The sequence below is a fragment of the Neorhizobium turbinariae genome (assembly GCF_023223505.1).
Taxonomy (GTDB): Bacteria; Pseudomonadota; Alphaproteobacteria; order Rhizobiales; family Rhizobiaceae; genus Neorhizobium; species Neorhizobium turbinariae.
The window spans coordinates 112,633-128,113 of sequence record NZ_JALPRY010000015.1; the positions used below are offsets into that span (position 1 = coordinate 112,633).

General features: G+C 61.3%; 12 protein-coding genes. 5 read left to right on the forward strand and 7 right to left on the reverse strand.

The features are described from left to right. The first annotated feature begins 2 nt into the window (after positions 1 to 2). Both M0654_RS13975 and M0654_RS13980 read left to right on the forward strand, forming a co-directional pair. A complete protein-coding gene (locus tag M0654_RS13975; RefSeq protein WP_248683663.1) occupies positions 3 to 1,637 on the forward strand; it encodes an NTP transferase domain-containing protein in 1,635 nt (544 codons plus the stop codon). An 8-nt stretch (positions 1,638 to 1,645) separates the two neighbouring features. After that, entirely contained in the window at positions 1,646 to 1,966 is a 321-nt protein-coding gene (locus tag M0654_RS13980; protein ID WP_248683717.1) for a TfoX/Sxy family protein, read from the forward strand. Between the two features lie 165 nt (positions 1,967 to 2,131). Here the strand turns inward: M0654_RS13980 and M0654_RS13985 are convergent, their stop codons facing one another. From M0654_RS13985 to bcp, 5 genes are all read right to left on the reverse strand, one after another. Beyond that, positions 2,132 to 2,551 carry an NUDIX domain-containing protein gene (locus M0654_RS13985; RefSeq protein WP_248683664.1) on the reverse strand — a complete coding sequence of 140 codons (420 nt, stop codon included), beginning with the start codon at positions 2,549 to 2,551 and terminating at the stop codon, positions 2,132 to 2,134. Positions 2,552 to 2,564: 13 nt separating this feature from the next. Beyond that, complete coding sequence (locus M0654_RS13990; protein ID WP_248683665.1) at positions 2,565 to 4,079, reverse strand: DEAD/DEAH box helicase; 1,515 nt, start codon at positions 4,077 to 4,079, stop codon at positions 2,565 to 2,567. 208 nt (positions 4,080 to 4,287) lie between these two features. Beyond that, on the reverse strand, positions 4,288 to 5,577 hold the full coding sequence (locus M0654_RS13995) for a M23 family metallopeptidase (protein ID WP_248683666.1): 1,290 nt from the start codon (positions 5,575 to 5,577) through the stop codon (positions 4,288 to 4,290). A 93-nt stretch (positions 5,578 to 5,670) separates the two neighbouring features. Next, positions 5,671 to 6,498, reverse strand: a complete 828-nt coding sequence (locus tag M0654_RS14000) for a ferritin-like domain-containing protein (protein WP_118849681.1) — start codon at positions 6,496 to 6,498, stop codon at positions 5,671 to 5,673. A gap of 11 nt (positions 6,499 to 6,509) precedes the next feature. Further along, a complete protein-coding gene (gene bcp, locus M0654_RS14005) occupies positions 6,510 to 6,977 on the reverse strand; it encodes a thioredoxin-dependent thiol peroxidase (protein WP_248683667.1) in 468 nt (155 codons plus the stop codon). Between the two features lie 127 nt (positions 6,978 to 7,104). Between bcp and M0654_RS14010 the strand changes: the two genes are divergently transcribed. Beyond that, positions 7,105 to 10,506, forward strand: coding sequence for a YhdP family protein (locus tag M0654_RS14010; RefSeq protein ID WP_248683668.1), 3,402 nt, complete (start codon positions 7,105 to 7,107; stop codon positions 10,504 to 10,506). Positions 10,507 to 10,552: 46 nt separating this feature from the next. Here M0654_RS14010 and tyrS read toward each other — a convergent pair whose 3' ends face one another. Next, the gene (tyrS, locus tag M0654_RS14015; RefSeq protein ID WP_118849684.1) at positions 10,553 to 11,806 is read right to left on the reverse strand and encodes a tyrosine--tRNA ligase; all 1,254 of its coding nucleotides are present in this window, start codon (positions 11,804 to 11,806) and stop codon (positions 10,553 to 10,555) included. Between the two features lie 231 nt (positions 11,807 to 12,037). On the opposite strand from tyrS, the gene M0654_RS14020 reads away from it, so the two are divergent. After that, entirely contained in the window at positions 12,038 to 13,234 is a 1,197-nt protein-coding gene (locus tag M0654_RS14020; protein WP_248683669.1) for a GGDEF domain-containing protein, read from the forward strand. Positions 13,235 to 13,303: 69 nt separating this feature from the next. Here M0654_RS14020 and M0654_RS14025 read toward each other — a convergent pair whose 3' ends face one another. Next, the gene (locus tag M0654_RS14025; protein WP_118849686.1) at positions 13,304 to 13,981 is read right to left on the reverse strand and encodes an alpha/beta hydrolase; all 678 of its coding nucleotides are present in this window, start codon (positions 13,979 to 13,981) and stop codon (positions 13,304 to 13,306) included. A 235-nt stretch (positions 13,982 to 14,216) separates the two neighbouring features. On the opposite strand from M0654_RS14025, the gene M0654_RS14030 reads away from it, so the two are divergent. Then, positions 14,217 to 15,383 (forward strand): cysteine desulfurase family protein, encoded by a 1,167-nt coding sequence (locus M0654_RS14030; protein WP_248683670.1) that lies wholly within the window; start codon positions 14,217 to 14,219, stop codon positions 15,381 to 15,383. The last annotated feature ends 98 nt before the right edge of the window (positions 15,384 to 15,481 follow it).

The window sequence follows — 15,481 nt, forward strand, 5'->3', positions numbered from 1 at the left end:
ATATGAAGTATGGGCATTTTCCTCTCGCTGAAGCAGAGGGCACAATTCTCGCGCACAGCATCCGGCTGTCGTCGGGCCGCCTCTCGAAAGGCGATGTTGTGACGCGTGGGGAAGTCGAACGGCTGGAGGCCGAAGGCGTAGAGACGGTGGTCGCAGTGCGGCTTGATCCCGAGGATCTTCTCGAGGATCAGGCGGCCCAGGCCATTGCAGGCGCCATCGCGCTGGACGGTTTGCGTTTTTCTGCCGCTACGACGGGGCGCGTCAACGTCTATGCGAAGGAGAATGGCCTGTTCGTTGCGGACAAGGCGGTCATCGACCGGCTGAACCGCATAGACCCGGCCATTACGCTCGCAACCGTGGCTGATCACGCTGCAGTGCGTGCCGGAGACATGGTCGCTACGGTCAAGATCATTCCTCTGGCCGTTTCGGGTCTGAAGGTCCAGGAGGCTGTTGAACTTCTGCGAAATGCCACGCCCTTCGAGGTCAAGCCGTTCCGTCCTCATGCGGTGACATTGATCGCAACAGAGCTGCCGTCGCTGAAGACCTCGGTCATGGATCGAACGGCCAAATTGCTGGAGCAACGCTTGGCACCCTCGGGTAGCCGCCTGGTTCGCGAGATCCGGATCCCGCACAACGCGGACCGGCTGACGGAGGTGCTTACGGAACTCCACCTCGGTGGTCCAAGTGATCCTGCCATGGTCATCATTTTCGGGGCATCGGCCGTCGCCGATCCGCAGGACGTCATTCCCGATGCGATTCGCCGCGCGGGCGGAGAGGTGGAACAGGTTGGCATGCCGGTCGACCCGGGCAACCTGCTTGTGCTGGGATGGATGGGCGATGTTCCGGTTCTGGGGGCACCAGGCTGCGCCCGCTCACCGAAGGAAAACGGTTTCGACTGGGTCTTGAACCGTCTGTTGGCGGGCGAGGTGCCGACGTCGTACGATATCACCGGCATGGGTGTTGGAGGGCTGCTGATGGAGATACCGACGCGGCCCCGACCGCGCGATCTCGCCGAGAAGACGCCGGCAGTTGCCACGGTTGCTGCGGTCTTGCTGGCGGCCGGCCAGGCGCGGCGGATGGGTAGCGACGGCCAGCACAAACTGCTTGCGGAATTCGAGGGCGTGCCGCTGGTGCGCCGTTCGGCGCAGACGCTTTTGTCATCGCAGGTCAGCCCGGTTGTCGCCGTGACGGGCCATCGGCAGGAAGAGGTTGAGGCCGCTCTGGCTGACCTTGACCTCATCACGGCTCATAATCCGGACTTCCCATCGGGCATGGCGAGCTCTCTCGTCACCGGATTTTCACATCCGGCAGTCGCCGAATCGGATGGCATCCTGGTGATGCTCGCCGATATGCCGGGTGTGACCGCCGAGCACATAAGGATGCTCATCTCCGCGTTCCGTGACGCGGATGGCAGGGCGGTGGTTCGCGCGGTGTCGAATGGCAAGCGGGGCAACCCGATCATCCTGCCAAGAGCCACCTACGGCGCTGTCCTGCGGCTGGAGGGCGACGTTGGCGCGCGGGCGATCATCGAGACATCGGGGCTGCCGGTGGTTGATGTGGAGATCGGACCCGCCGCTCATCTCGATGTGGATACCCCGGAGGCCGTGACGGCCGCGGGCGGTGTCCTGAGGGCGTAACGATGGCGATGGACAATGCCGCCATAGAAGAGATGTTTGAAGGCCTCGGTCCCGTATCGATCCGACGGATGTTCGGCGGCAAGGGCATCTATCACCAGGGCCTGATCGTCGCGGTCGATCTTCACGACGAGATCCTGCTCAAGGCCGATGCCGTCAGCGGACCGGAATTTGCGGCGGCCGGCGCGCGGCAGTGGGTCTACCAGAACAAGAAGGGCACGCCGGTGCCAATGCCTTACTGGACGATACCGGATGAGGCGCTCGATGACCCGGACGAGATGCGAAAGTGGGTCCGCCTCGCATTTGAAGCCGCCGTGCGTTCAAGTGGCTAATCTGGAATACATTGTTCGGGGGAAAGGGGTTGATAACGATAGTAAGCCACGCTTACTATCGGGTTGTACTGGAGGCAGCCGGGACGGGTTCCCGGAGATGGCTCGCTTTGATCTATCGCTTTTCATGAAGAGTGCCGCTTCGGTCTTCCGGAGCGGCTTTTTCCTCTAACGGCGCGCGAGCTTTTCGAAAGCGACCTGCGCGAAGGCGGAAAGCGGCTGCGGCAGGTTGTCGAGGTCGAACCAGCCGATGTCCGAGAGCTTGTCCGGCTCGGTGAGCTGAGCCTCACCGGTGAAGTCGCTCGTGATATAGATGAGCGAGACCCAATGCTGCCGGTCCGCTTTGATGATCTGCTCGGTGGGGCAAAGAAACTCAACCCGGCGGATCGTGAGCCCGGTTTCTTCTTCCGCTTCACGGCGTGCGGCGTCCGCAGATGGCTCCATGGGATCCACCTTGCCGCCAACAATGTTCCAGAACCCGGCTTCCGGCGCCTTCAGGCGCTTGCACAGCAGGACCTTGCCATCGTCGCGCTGAAGCACAAGCCCCACGCCAACGCCGGGAAAGTCTGTCCCAGGTTTTGCGGACATCTTGATGACTGCATCAGGTGCGGGCGTTTGCGACGATCAGCATGAAAGCCGGGATATCGTCGCCGAAGCCGACCGGAGTCGGGCCGTCGTCGTGGTCGCGATGGTGGCGCGAACGACGATCGCGAGCGTCGTCGTTGGCAGGATAAGGCCGAGCACTGCGGTTGCCGCCGTTGTTCTGCGGCTTCCTGTCTGACTTGCGCTCAGGTCTCACGTTTTCCACTCTCTGTTCTTCGACAGCCTTCTCGGCCTCGATCTGGACTTCCGGATTCTTTGCCTCGACCGGCTCGGCACGCTCGCGGCTGGACGCACCACGGCGACCGCGGCCACGTTCCTTGGTTTCGTCGCGACCCTTGCGCCCACGACCGGTGTCATGGCTTTCCATTGGCGCGGGCAAGGCAGACAGGTCGCCGTTCAGCCACTCGATCTTCTCGTTGATGAGCTTTTCGATGGCGTCGAGATATTTGGTGTCCGACTTGGTGACGATCGTGAACGCCGCACCCGAACGACCCGCACGACCGGTACGACCGATACGATGGACATAGTCTTCGGCGTGAATCGGTACATCGAAGTTGAAGACGTGGCTAACGTCAGGGATATCGAGACCGCGTGCAGCGACGTCAGACGCTACAAGCAGCGTGATCTTGTTGTCCTTGAAGTTCGCCAGCATCGTGGTGCGCGAACGCTGGTCCATGTCGCCATGCAGCGCCCCGACCGAGAAGCCGTGGCGATCGAGCGACCGGAAGAGGTCGGCGACGTCCTTCTTGCGATTGCAGAAGATGATCGCGTTCTTGAGATCGTCCTGCGCCTTGATCAGCTCGCGGAGCACCGCGCGCTTCTCGTAGTCCTTGGAGTGGGACGCGACGAGGCGCTGGGTCACGGTCTTCGCGGTGGAAGAGGGCTTGGCAACTTCGATACGTTCTGGGTTCTGCAGGAACCGGTCGGCGAGCTTCTGGATCTCCGGTGGCATGGTCGCCGAGAAGAACAGCGTTTGCCGGGTGAACGGGATCATCTTGGCGATCCGCTCGATGTCCGGAATAAAGCCCATGTCCAGCATGCGGTCGGCTTCGTCAATGACGAGGATCTCGACGCCGGTCATCAAAAGCTTGCCGCGCTCGCAGTGGTCAAGCAGGCGGCCTGGCGTGCAGATCAGCACATCGGCGCCACGCTCAAGCTTGCGATCCTGTTCATCGAAGGACACGCCACCGATCAAGAGTGCGACGTTGAGCTTGTGATTCTTGCCGTATTTATCGAAGTTCTCGGCCACCTGCGCGGCCAGTTCGCGGGTCGGCTCCAGGATCAGCGTGCGCGGCATGCGCGCACGAGCACGACCCTTTTCCAGAAGCGTCAGCATCGGCAGAACGAAAGACGCAGTCTTGCCGGTTCCCGTCTGGGCAATACCGCAGATATCGCGGCGCTGCAGCGCAGGCGGAATCGCCCCAGCCTGGATCGGCGTGGGTGTCGAATAACCCGCGTCAGTGACAGCGGACAAGACTTTTTGGCTCAGGCCAAGTTCAGCAAATGTGGTCAAAGGAAGTTCTGTTTCCGTTCCGGTTCTACGCGAACATCTAGACAGGCAAGCCCCGGAAAAGGGGCGCCAACTGGCCGCGACATAGGACCTAAACGCCGGAAAGTCAAGGAAAGCGGGCAATTCCGCTGTGCATTTGGTGAATGAACATCCTAAAGATCGATCCCCCTACCGATATCGCGCGCATGACGAGAGAAGGCGCCTTGAGGGACTAGTTCAGGTAGCTGCCCAGCTTCATTCCAGCGTTGAGGAAATGGACCGGATCAACGGGATTGGAATCGCGCCGGACTTCGTAATGGACATGCGGGCCGGTGGAGCGGCCCGTCGACCCGGCGCGACCGATGACGTCGCCAGTCGCCACCGTGTCTCCTTCGCGAACGAGGATGCGCGACAGATGGCCATAACGGGTGGTGATCCCCTGGCCGTGGTCGACCTCGACGAGGTTTCCGTATCCTGCCGCAGGCCCGGCGATGGTGACCTTGCCGCTGCCGGTGGATTTTACCGGCTGCCCCGTTTCGGCCTTAAAATCGATACCCGCGTGGAGCGCCAGCCGCCCGAGGAATGGGTCGATTCGGTTGCCATAGCGGCTCGTCACCGGATGGCCCGGGGCAGGGTTCCCGAAGGGCAGATTGCGGGCGGTCTCGCGCACGCTCTCAAGCCGGCTTAATTGCGCGTCCAGTTCCTCAAGCGAGGCATCAAAACCGCTGATGTTGAGTTGCGGCGCGACATAGGGGCCGCCGACGCCTTCTTCCGCCTTGTCGCGCGTTTCCGCAGTTGCAACGGATACACCGGTCTTGCGCAGGATGGTGGCAATCGCGTCCGCCGTTTCCGCCGCTCCGGCAGCAAGGTTGTTGATCCGGACGAGCTGTTCCTTCTCGATGTTTTTCAGCGACAGCGTCACCTTTGAGAAGACACGGTCAGCACGATCCGCCATGTTTTCCCGAAGCGGCGTGTAGCCGAGGGCTGCAACGGAGGCAGCCGGCTTCTCAGCGGAGAGCAGCTTGCGAATCACAAGCGCTGCGTCACGTCCGCCCGACAACGAGGCCTGTTTCTCCTTGGTGTCTGCCTTCGGTTCTACCGTGGAATCGGTGAGGCCCGACTCCTCGGCACGGTTCAGGAGGGAGCCGAGCTTCCCGTGGCGGGAAAACAGCGCGTCCTGCTGTTCAAGAAGCTTTTCGACCTTCTGCTCGACGACCTGCTGATCGAGCAGCTGGCGCGACGTTATGCGATCGAGCTGCGCGCGGAGCGCGGCAATCCGGTCCTCGTATTCATGCTGCATGCGCGCCTGCCGCGCCATGGTGGCGCCGATCAGGTCGTCGCGGATGACGAGGTAGGAGGTGGCGGCGAGGTAGCCAATTGCAAAGACGCCAAGGGAGCCGAACACGAGACCGGCCATCCAGGGCCGGATCGTCATGTGGCGGATCTTGTCGCCGCTGGCGAGAATCAGAACGTGCTGCTGTGCGCGTTTACCAAAAACTCGACTGTCGCTTCCCTTACCCACGCGATTCTCCCGGAGATACGACTCATTCGGTCGCTTTCGCTGCGTCAGAAGTACACATGGATATGGTTAACGTTCGCTTTAGCAGGCGCCCGCTCAGGCGTTGCTGGTCGATGTCAGCGACCGGTAAAAGGACGGGGTGAGCCCCGCTTCGGCGCGTGCCACATCGTTGAACGGCGCCTTCAGCGAGCCGCGGAAATTCGCCCGCACCAGTTGCTGGAACGTGGCAGCAGGATCACGTCGTTCGCGGGCGCAAAGGAACCTGAACCACTTCGCGCCGATCGCCACATGGCCCTTCTCGTCGTTGTAGATGACGTCGAGCACCGCCGCCGTTTCCATGTCGCCGGTTTCTCGCATCTTAGCCTGCAGCGACGGCGTGACATCCAGCCCACGCGCCTCAAGGATCAGCGGAACGACGGCGAGCCGCGCCGTCAGATCGTTGCGGGTGGAATGCGCCGCCTGCCACAGACCGTCATGCGCGGGCATGTCGCCATAGTCGGCGCCAAGGTCGTTCAACCGCTCACGCACCATGCGGAAGTGCTTCGCCTCCTCGAACGCCACCTGCATCCAGCCGTCGAAGAAAGAATTCGGCACCGGTTCGGTGGCGAACCTGGCGACGATGTCGAGGGCAAGGTCGACAGCGTTGAGCTCGATATGAGCGATCGAATGGAGGAGGGCGATTCGCCCCTGCTTTGTATGCAGCGATCGTTTTGCCACGGCCTTCGGCGGTACTAGCTCGGGCTTCTCCGGCCGGCCGGGGCGATCCGGCAGCGGCGGATCGAGTGGCGAGCGCAGAGACAGCCGCCGTTCGAACCAGCGTGTGGCACTTTCCTGCGCCAGTCGCGTCTTTCGGTCGAGGTCGGCTGACATGATCGCCGCGGTTGCTCCACCGCGCAGGGACGTGATTGCAAACTCTCTGCTCATCGCTGCCTCGCTTAAAGTGCCTTTGCACTCGCCAGGACTTCTTCTGCATGGCCGGCGACCTTCACCTTCGGCCAGATCCTGGCGATCTTGCCATCTGTGTCGACAAGGAATGTCGTGCGCTCGATCCCCATGTAGCGGCGTCCATACATGGATTTCTCCTTCCAGACGCCATAGCGCTGTGCAACCTGAGTGTCTTCATCCGACCCGAGGATGAGGGACAGGCTGTACTTCTTGGCAAATTTGTCGTGCTTGGAGACGCTGTCAGGTGAGATGCCGATGACGGCCGCTCCGATCGCCTCGAACTCGGGCGCAAGCTCGGTGAAGGAGATCGCTTCCTTCGTGCATCCGCTCGTGTCGTCCTTCGGATAGAAGTAGAGGACGACCGGCCTGCCCGAGAAGGCGCTGAGGGATATCCTGTCGCCGCCGTCGCGCGGAACGTCGAAGTCCGGAGCTGCGTCGCCAACGGTCAAATCAGCCATGGATTTCCTTTCTTTCGCCTGTATCTTGAGTGATATTCGCCGCAATCGGTATATAGTGGCGGGTGCGTCGTCCAGACCAATTGCGTCCTGATGGGCTGCAGAAGCAGAAAGATGAGTTCTCAACCTGATGGCGGAAATTCGAGGTGAAAGGGTTCGTTTCAGCCGGAAAGAAATCCGCCCCTTGCACGAACTCCCTTCTGCCCAGGTAGAAGATCCACTCATCGTCCATTGCCCGCCGCCGCGGTCGCGGTTCAAGCGCATCGGCAAGACCTGCGTGCTGTTTTTCATGCTTGTCATGCTGGCGATCAGCAGCGCCGTTTTTGCCATCGAAGGCGGCATTGTGGACGGCGCCTTGTCATCGCGGGCGCAGACAGCCCTTAATTCGGCGATCGGGCCACGTTATGTCGCCTCGGTTGGCTCGGCCGCGATCCGATTTGATTCCCGTTTCCGCCTGGCTCTCGAAGCCCGCAATGTCGACATCGTGGAGCAGGCGACGGGTGAACACCTAAGCCGCGCCGGTGCCATGCGCATGGCGGTTGATCCCATCGCCCTCTTGAGCGGCCGGGTCTCGATCAAGAACATCGAGGCTGAAGACATACGCCTTGATACCGCGCAACTGCCAGACGGCGACCCGCTTCCGTTGTCGGATGTCCGCGTCGATGCCATGCCAGCCTTGCTGGAACAGGCGTTCCAGCGGTTTGATGAGGCACGAGGCCTGATCGAGCGTACGGGGACCGGCTCCGCCCGCATCTCCGGCATTCAGATTCTTTTGCCCGCCGCGCCTGGGCGCAAGCCTGTCACGCTGATGGTCGAAGATCTACAGGTCGCGCGTAGCGCCGAAGGCGAGATCGAAGTCGGCGGCGTGATCAGTCTGAATGATCGCAAGGCAAAGTTGACCGCAGCCTCGAGCACCGTAAACGGTGTGACGACCGCACTGTCAGCGCGGCTTCAGGGGCTGGAGGTCACGCCGTTTCTTCTCCAGCGCACCGATGACGGGCGTCCGCGCGAGGGGTTTGAAGGCAATCTTGACCTCGAGCTTGCCGCGACCCGCTCGCGCGAGCAGGTCAAGCCGTCGATCACCGCCAAGCTCCGCCAGTCTCCGGGGCACTTCTACTTCGACGGCATCCAGCAGACATTCTCGGGCGCTGAGATCAACGTCGCATACAACTTCGGCAAGAATTCCGTTGAACTCCTGGAGTCGGAAGCTCGCTTCGGGCCGACCATCGTACCCTTCACTGGCGCAGTCATCGACCTGAACCGCCTCGATCCGAACGATACGCGGCTGGGTTTCGGGCTCGACCTGCTGGTGAGCGGCGGCACGGCGGTCGGCGCGACGGAAGACGAGCAGCCGGCGCGTTTCGACCTCAAGGCCAACGGCCGTTACCTTTCGGCAGATCGGGAGCTTCAGTTTGACGAAATGGCCGTCTCCAGCCCGCTCGGGCGGATGGCCGGAGCGCTGAAGGTGCGGTTCAGCAACGAGTCGCCGGAGATCAGCTTTGGTGCGCAACTGCCGGAAATGCAGGTTACGGGCGTCAAGCAGCTCTGGCCGTTCTGGATGGCGCGAAAGCCACGCGACTGGGTGATGGAGAACCTGTTCGGCGGAACGGTCACTAACGGATCAATCGCAGTCTTCATCCCCGCCGGGCGTATGAAGGGCCCGGGGATCCCAATGGAGCTCAACAAGAACGAGCTTCAGATCAGCTTCGATATCGCCGAGGCGCGAATGAACCTTCCGGGCGACGTTCCGCCGCTCCGCAATATCAACGGTCGCTTCGACCTCAAGGGCGAGGTCATGAAGGTCGATGTGGCGCGCGCCGCCTCCTTCTTCCCGTCGGGTCGCTCCGTTGCGGTGGAAGGTGGACGCTTTGCCATTGCTTCAACCTATTCCCAGCCGCTGATGGCGGACCTGACCTTGAAGGTGGCCGGTTCCGCAGACGCCGTGACCGAGCTTGCGAACTTCGAGCCGATCGGCGCATTGAAGGGCACCGGGTTCAAGCCGGATGATTTTTCTGGGCAGGCTCGAGTCGATCTGACAGCGCGGATGGGGCTGATCAAGGCGCACAACCCGCCCAAGCCGACATGGAACGCGCACGCCGACCTCGACAAGGTCGACCTCAAGCCGGAATTCTCCGGTCGGAAGATTTCATCTCTCTCTGGAACGCTCGACGTGGACAACAAGGCCGCCCGCCTTGTCGCCAAGGGCAATATCGATGAGGTACCCGCTGATATCACGCTGGTCGAACCCGTCGATTCCTCTTCCGCCGTAAAGCGGGAGCGGGTCGTAAAAGCCGTGCTCAACAATGCGCAGAGGGAGAAACTTGCTCCGGGCCTTTCCGATGTCATTGACGGGACGATCACCGCCCAGTTCACCCGCATCGACGAGAAGCGTCAGGCGGTGTCGCTTGATCTCGGGCGCGCCACCCTTTCGGTGCCGTGGATCGGCTGGACGAAAGGCAGCGGCGTCCCGGCCAAGGCGGAATTCGACCTATCGGAGGATGGCGAACAGATCGATGTGCGTAACTTCAGGCTCGACGGAGAAGGCTTCGGCGCCAAGGGAGAGCTTGCGCTGGCCGGTGGCTCGCTTGTTTCTGCCAACTTCGCGCAAATGCAGTTGTCACCGTCGGACAGCTATGCCGTCTCCCTGAAGCGCACAAAGGGCGGCTTCGACGTCAGCATCAACGGATCGGTTGTCGACATGCGGCCGGTGATCACCGCGCTCCGTTCTGGCAGTGAGGGCAGCGGGTCTGGCAAAGGCGGGAAGAGCGATACGGACAACACCACCATCCGTGCCAAGGTCGACCGGATGATCGGCTTCCACGACCAGAGCCTCTCCGACGTCACCTTGCTGCTTTCGACCCGTGGGGGCGACATCAAGACGGCCGACTTTTCCGGCGTGACCGAAAGCCGGCAGGCGGTCGTCAGCCGCATGAATGGCGGCGACACGATCTCGATCACCAGCGGTGATGCCGGCGCCGTCACCCGCTTCCTGAACCTCTACGGCAACATGCGCGGCGGCCTTCTGAACTTGCGGCTGCGGGAACAGGGCGACGTCTGGACCGGCGCGATCGACCTGCGCAGCTTCTCTCTGATCAACGAGCAGAAACTGCAATCGCTCGTCTCCACCGCCGACCGTGAAGGGCGCTCGCTCAGTACCGCCGCCAAGCGGGATATCGACGTGACGTCGGCCAAGTTCCAACGTGGTTATGCGAGCCTGCTGTACCGCAACGGTTCTCTTGCGGTGGAAAACGGCGTCGTTCGCGGGGAGCAGATAGGCGCGACCTTCCAGGGCCTGGTCCGGGATGCCAAGGGGCGCATGGAAATGACTGGCACGTTTATGCCTGCCTACGGCCTGAACCGCTTGTTCGGTGAGCTTCCGCTGATCGGCGCGATCCTCGGGAATGGGCGCGACCGTGGACTGCTCGGCATCACCTTCAAGCTCGAAGGCCAGTTCGACAAGCCGAAACTGACGGTCAATCCTCTATCGCTGATTGCTCCCGGCATCTTCCGTCAGATCTTCGAGTTCCAATAGAAAGGCCCGCATGAGCGGGCCTTTCTATATGTTCTGTGCCTGATGATCAGGCGGGGCGCACGAGGATGTGCTTCTTCTTGCCGAGCGACAGCTTGATGACCTGATCGGCCGTCACTTCGCCGCTGCCGATCATTTTGCGTTCGTCGCTAACCGGCTGGTCGTTGATCCTCACCGCTCCGCCCTGGACGTGACGGCGGGCTTCTCCGTTTGAGGCCGCAAGGCCGGCGCGGACGATCAGCGAGAGCAGGCCGATACCGGCCTCCAGTTCGGCAGCCGGCACTTCGATCGAAGGCAGGTTGTCGGAGAGCGCACCCTCTTCGAAGGTCTTGCGAGCCGTTTCCGCGGCCTCTTCGGCAGCCGCGCGGCCGTGAAGAATCGCTGTCACTTCGGTCGCCAGGATCTTCTTTGCCTCGTTGATTTCGGAACCGCCAAGCTGGGCCAGCTTGTTGATCTCCGACATCGGCAGCGTCGTGAACAGCTTTGCGAAGCGGACGACGTCGGCGTCTTCCGTGTTTCGCCAGTACTGCCAGAAGTCGTAGACCGGCAGCAAATCCTTGTTCAGCCAGACAGCGCCGGATGCGGACTTGCCCATCTTCGCACCGGACGAGGTGGTCAGGAGCGGCGAGGTGAGGGCAAACAGCTGCGGCGTCCCCATGCGGTGACCCAGATCGATGCCGTTGATGATGTTGCCCCACTGGTCGGAGCCGCCCATCTGCAGGCGGCAGCCAACGCGCTTGTTGAGCTCCACGAAGTCATAGGCCTGGAGGATCATGTAGTTGAATTCCAGGAATGACAGCGACTGCTCACGATCGAGCCGCGTCTTGACGCTGTCGAAGGACAGCATGCGGTTGACCGAGAAATGGCGGCCGACATCGCGCAGGAACTCGAGGTAGTTCAACGGGCGCAACCAGTCGGCATTGTTGATCATCAGGGCCGGATTGCCGGGACGATCGTAATCGAGGTAGTTCGCGAAGACGTGCTTCAGCGACACGATGTTGTCCTCGATCATCTCGACGGTCATCAGCTTGCGGGCCTCCTCCTTGAAGGAAGGATCGCCCACCATGCCGGTGCCGCCGCCCATCAGCGAGATCGGCTGGTGCCCGGTCTGCTGCAGCCAATGCAGCATCATGATCTGTGTCAGGTGACCGACATGCAGGCTCGACGCCGTCGGGTCATAGCCGATATAGGCAGTCACTTTTTCCTTCGAGAAAAGATCGTCGAGACCAGCCTCATCGGAGACCTGGTGGATGAAACCGCGCTCATCGAGCGTGCGAAGGAAATCAGACTTGAACCTGGACATTGTTTATCTCTGGCAGATGTATGGTGGCCGCGCTCTACCATTATTTTCCGCGGCGTTCACTGCAAAAAGTGACGCAGGTTTTCCATTCGCATGAAGTCGCGAGGCATGAGCAGCCGGATAAAACTGCGGTTAGGAGCAAACTTCCCGCCGTCTTTAACATTTTCTTTTTGTGTATGCCCCTAGACGGGGAAAGGCGATTTCGTCCGGCACACGTTCCGCGATTGATAGGTTATGTCTTCTGCCGTGCTTTTCCTGGTGGTGAATTTTGTCATCGCCACCTGCTTCAGTGCAGTCTTTGCAGTCATCTCGGTTTATAGCCGGTGGCGCCGGGTCGCCATGTCCTTCGCAATCGGTCTTGGCGTCGCGTCGCTGACGATGCTCTTCGAATTTGGAGTTGCTTACGCGGCCGACGCGCGTCCCTGGTCCGCCGGGGTCTATGCTACGGTGCTGGCCGGCATCGTCTTCCTGTGGGCCGGCATCGAGGAACTCTATCGAAAGCCGGTATCGGTATGGCACGGCGTGCTGGTGTTTGTGGCCGGTATGGCGATCTATTTCATCACGCAAAACATTCCGCGTGGGACCTGGCTTTACCCCGTCCTGTATCAAGGCTCCTACGCTGCGGTCGTCTTCGCCGGCACCTACACCGTGTTTCGTTCGAGCCGGCGTGAGCCGCTGGATCGGGCTTTGGGTTTCGCGCTTCTGGTCGGCGCCCTGCATTTCCTCGCCAAGGCCGGCCTCGCCGTCGCACTTGGCTCCGGGGATTCGCCCAAGGATTACATTTCCACCCATTACGCCATTGCCTCACAGAGCATCACGGCCATCATCATCGTTGCCGTCGGGCTGTTGCTGCTTGCAATCCTGACCGTGGACCTCATGGCTGAAGAGCGTGGCAAGGCCGAGCGCGACAGCCTTTCGGGTCTGCGCAACCGCCGTGGTTTTGAGAAGGACGTGCAGGTCGCGATGCTGGGTCCCGTACGAGGCCCGCATTCAGTCATCCTTTGCGATCTCGACCACTTCAAGTCGATCAACGATACCTATGGCCACCACGCCGGCGATGCTGTGATCATCGCCTTCGGCAGCCTTCTCAATCGTGAGGCGCCCGCCGGCGCAATCCTAGGGCGGATCGGTGGTGAGGAGTTTGCGATCTTCCTGCCCAACACGGAGCTCTCTGCAGCCGTCGCGGTCGCCGAGCGGCTGCGATCCGGGATCCGGGCCATGGACGTTCCGGGCATGCCGCAAGGTTTTGTCGTGAGCGCGAGCTTTGGGGTTTCGACTTTTTCCGGCGACAAGGGCTTTGAGGATGCGGTGCGCAATGCCGATGCCGCGCTTTATGATGCCAAGCGGGCCGGTCGTAACCGCGTCCAGACCTTCCAGCCGGCGCGAGTCGCGGTTGCCGGCAAATGGGGCGGGCTCAGCATCGTCCGCTAACTGTCCGCGGCAGGGCGGATACAAAAATGGCCGCTCACTGGCGGCCACTTTCATTCATCTTTTAAGTGTTTAGCGGATGCGCTTGGCGGCCGGCTCCGGCACCAGTTCGCCGTCGAGGCGACGATCGAGGTAATCCTCGCACTCGGCCATCAGCTTTTCGACGTGTCCGTTGAAGAAGTGGTTCGCGCCTTCAACCGTACGGTGGGTGATCAGGATGCCCTTCTGCGTCTTCAGCTTTTCCACAAGACCGTTGACGTCCTTTTCGGGGGCCACCTTGTCGCTGTCGCCATTGATGATGAGGCCGGACGAAGGGCAGGGCGCTAGGAACGAGAAGTCATAGATGTTCGGCTGGGGAGCGATCGACATGAAGCCTTCGATCTCCGGCCGCCGCATGAGGAGCTGCATGCCGATCCAGGCGCCGAAGGAATAACCGGCAACCCAGCAGCTCTTGGAATCAGGGTGAAGGCTTTGCACCCAGTCGAGAGCCGACGCTGCATCCGAGAGCTCGCCCGCACCATGGTCGAACTCGCCCTGGCTGCGCCCGATTCCGCGGAAGTTGAACCGAAGGGTCGTGAAGCCACGCTTCTGGAACATGTAGAAGAGCTGGTAGACGATCTGGTTGTTCATCGTGCCGCCGAACTGCGGATGCGGATGAAGGATGATCGCGATCGGTGCGCTCTTTTCCTTGGATGGCTGGTAGCGACCTTCCAGGCGGCCTGCAGGGCCGTTGAAAATGACTTCGGGCATCGGTACTCCGGTCAACGTGCTTGAGGTTCTGGCCGGTTTTTCGCGTCGAGTTTGACTTGACGAAGCCGCTCAGCTTTTCTAGAACCCAGTTTAGAACCATTCGAAACTTTGGGCAGTCCCTTCGGACGCCCGATGGGACGTCTCATAAGGCAAGGCTGGCCGAAAATTCAAGGAAAATGCGGCCTTCGACTTCCCTTAGTTATCGACTTATTTAGATTCGGAACCTGATCAGGCAATGGCGTTGAACCGCATCTATCTGGACTGGAACGCAACGGCGCCGTTATCGGCGGCCGCTCGCGCGGCCATGCTGGACGCCTTTGACCTGCCGGGTAACGCATCATCCGTTCATGCCGAGGGTCGCGCAGCGCGGAACATGCTGGATAAGGCGCGCCGCCAGGTCGCAGCACTCGTTGCAGCAGAGCCTGCAAATGTGACCTTTGTCAGCGGCGCGACGGAAGCCGCAAACTTCCTGCTGACGCCGGATTACCGGATGGGCCGGGCACCGATCCGGATCGGCAGGCTTTATGTATCTGCGATCGAGCATCCAGCGATCCGCGAAGGCGGGCGATTTGAGCCCGTGGATGTGGTGGAAGTTCCTGTGACGCCCGCGGGCGTGCTGGATCTCGTGGCGCTGGAGAGCCTGCTGTCGGCGCATGACAAGACGACCGGCATGCCGATGGTCGCGGTCATGCTCGTCAACAATGAGACGGGGATTATCCAACCTGTCCGGGAAGCTGCAGCACTCGTGCATGCTGCTGGTGGGCTGATGATCGTGGATGCCGTGCAGGCGGTTGGTCGCATGGGGGTTGATATCCAGGCTCTCGATGCAGACTTTATGATCATCTCGTCGCACAAGATCGGCGGTCCGAAGGGCGCCGGTGCAGTTATTTCGCGCGGCGAAGTACTGATGCCGAAGCCGCTCATCCGCGGTGGCGGACAGGAAAAGGGACACCGCTCCGGCACGGAAAACTTCCATGCCGTTATCGGCTTCGGCGCGGCCGCGGAAGCGGCGGGAGCCGATGTCTCGGGACGCAATGCTGCTATCGAAGCTCTTCGTGCGCGGTTGGAAGAAGGCATGCGGCGGGCAGCGCCGGACGTCATCATTCATGGTGCGTCGGTTGCAAGAGTGGCAAACACCAGCTTCTTCACCTTGCCGGGGCTGAAGTCGGAGACCGGCCAGATCGCCTTTGATCTCGAGGGCGTCGCTTTATCGGCTGGCTCGGCCTGCTCGTCCGGCAAGGTCGGCGAGAGTCACGTGCTGACGGCCATGGGCCATGATCCGAAGCTTGGCGCGCTGCGCATTTCGCTCGGTCCGGAGACCACGCAAGCCGATGTGGATCGAGCGATCGCCGCCTTTGCGAAAATTGCTGGTCGTCGGAAAACGACCGGAGAGGCAGCCTAGCTGTCGACACTTTGCGGAAACGCAAATTTCCGCTTGCCAAAAGGTGTGAAAACCGCCTTCTGGCGCCTACATGAGGGAGGCTTACGTCCTCCTGAAAG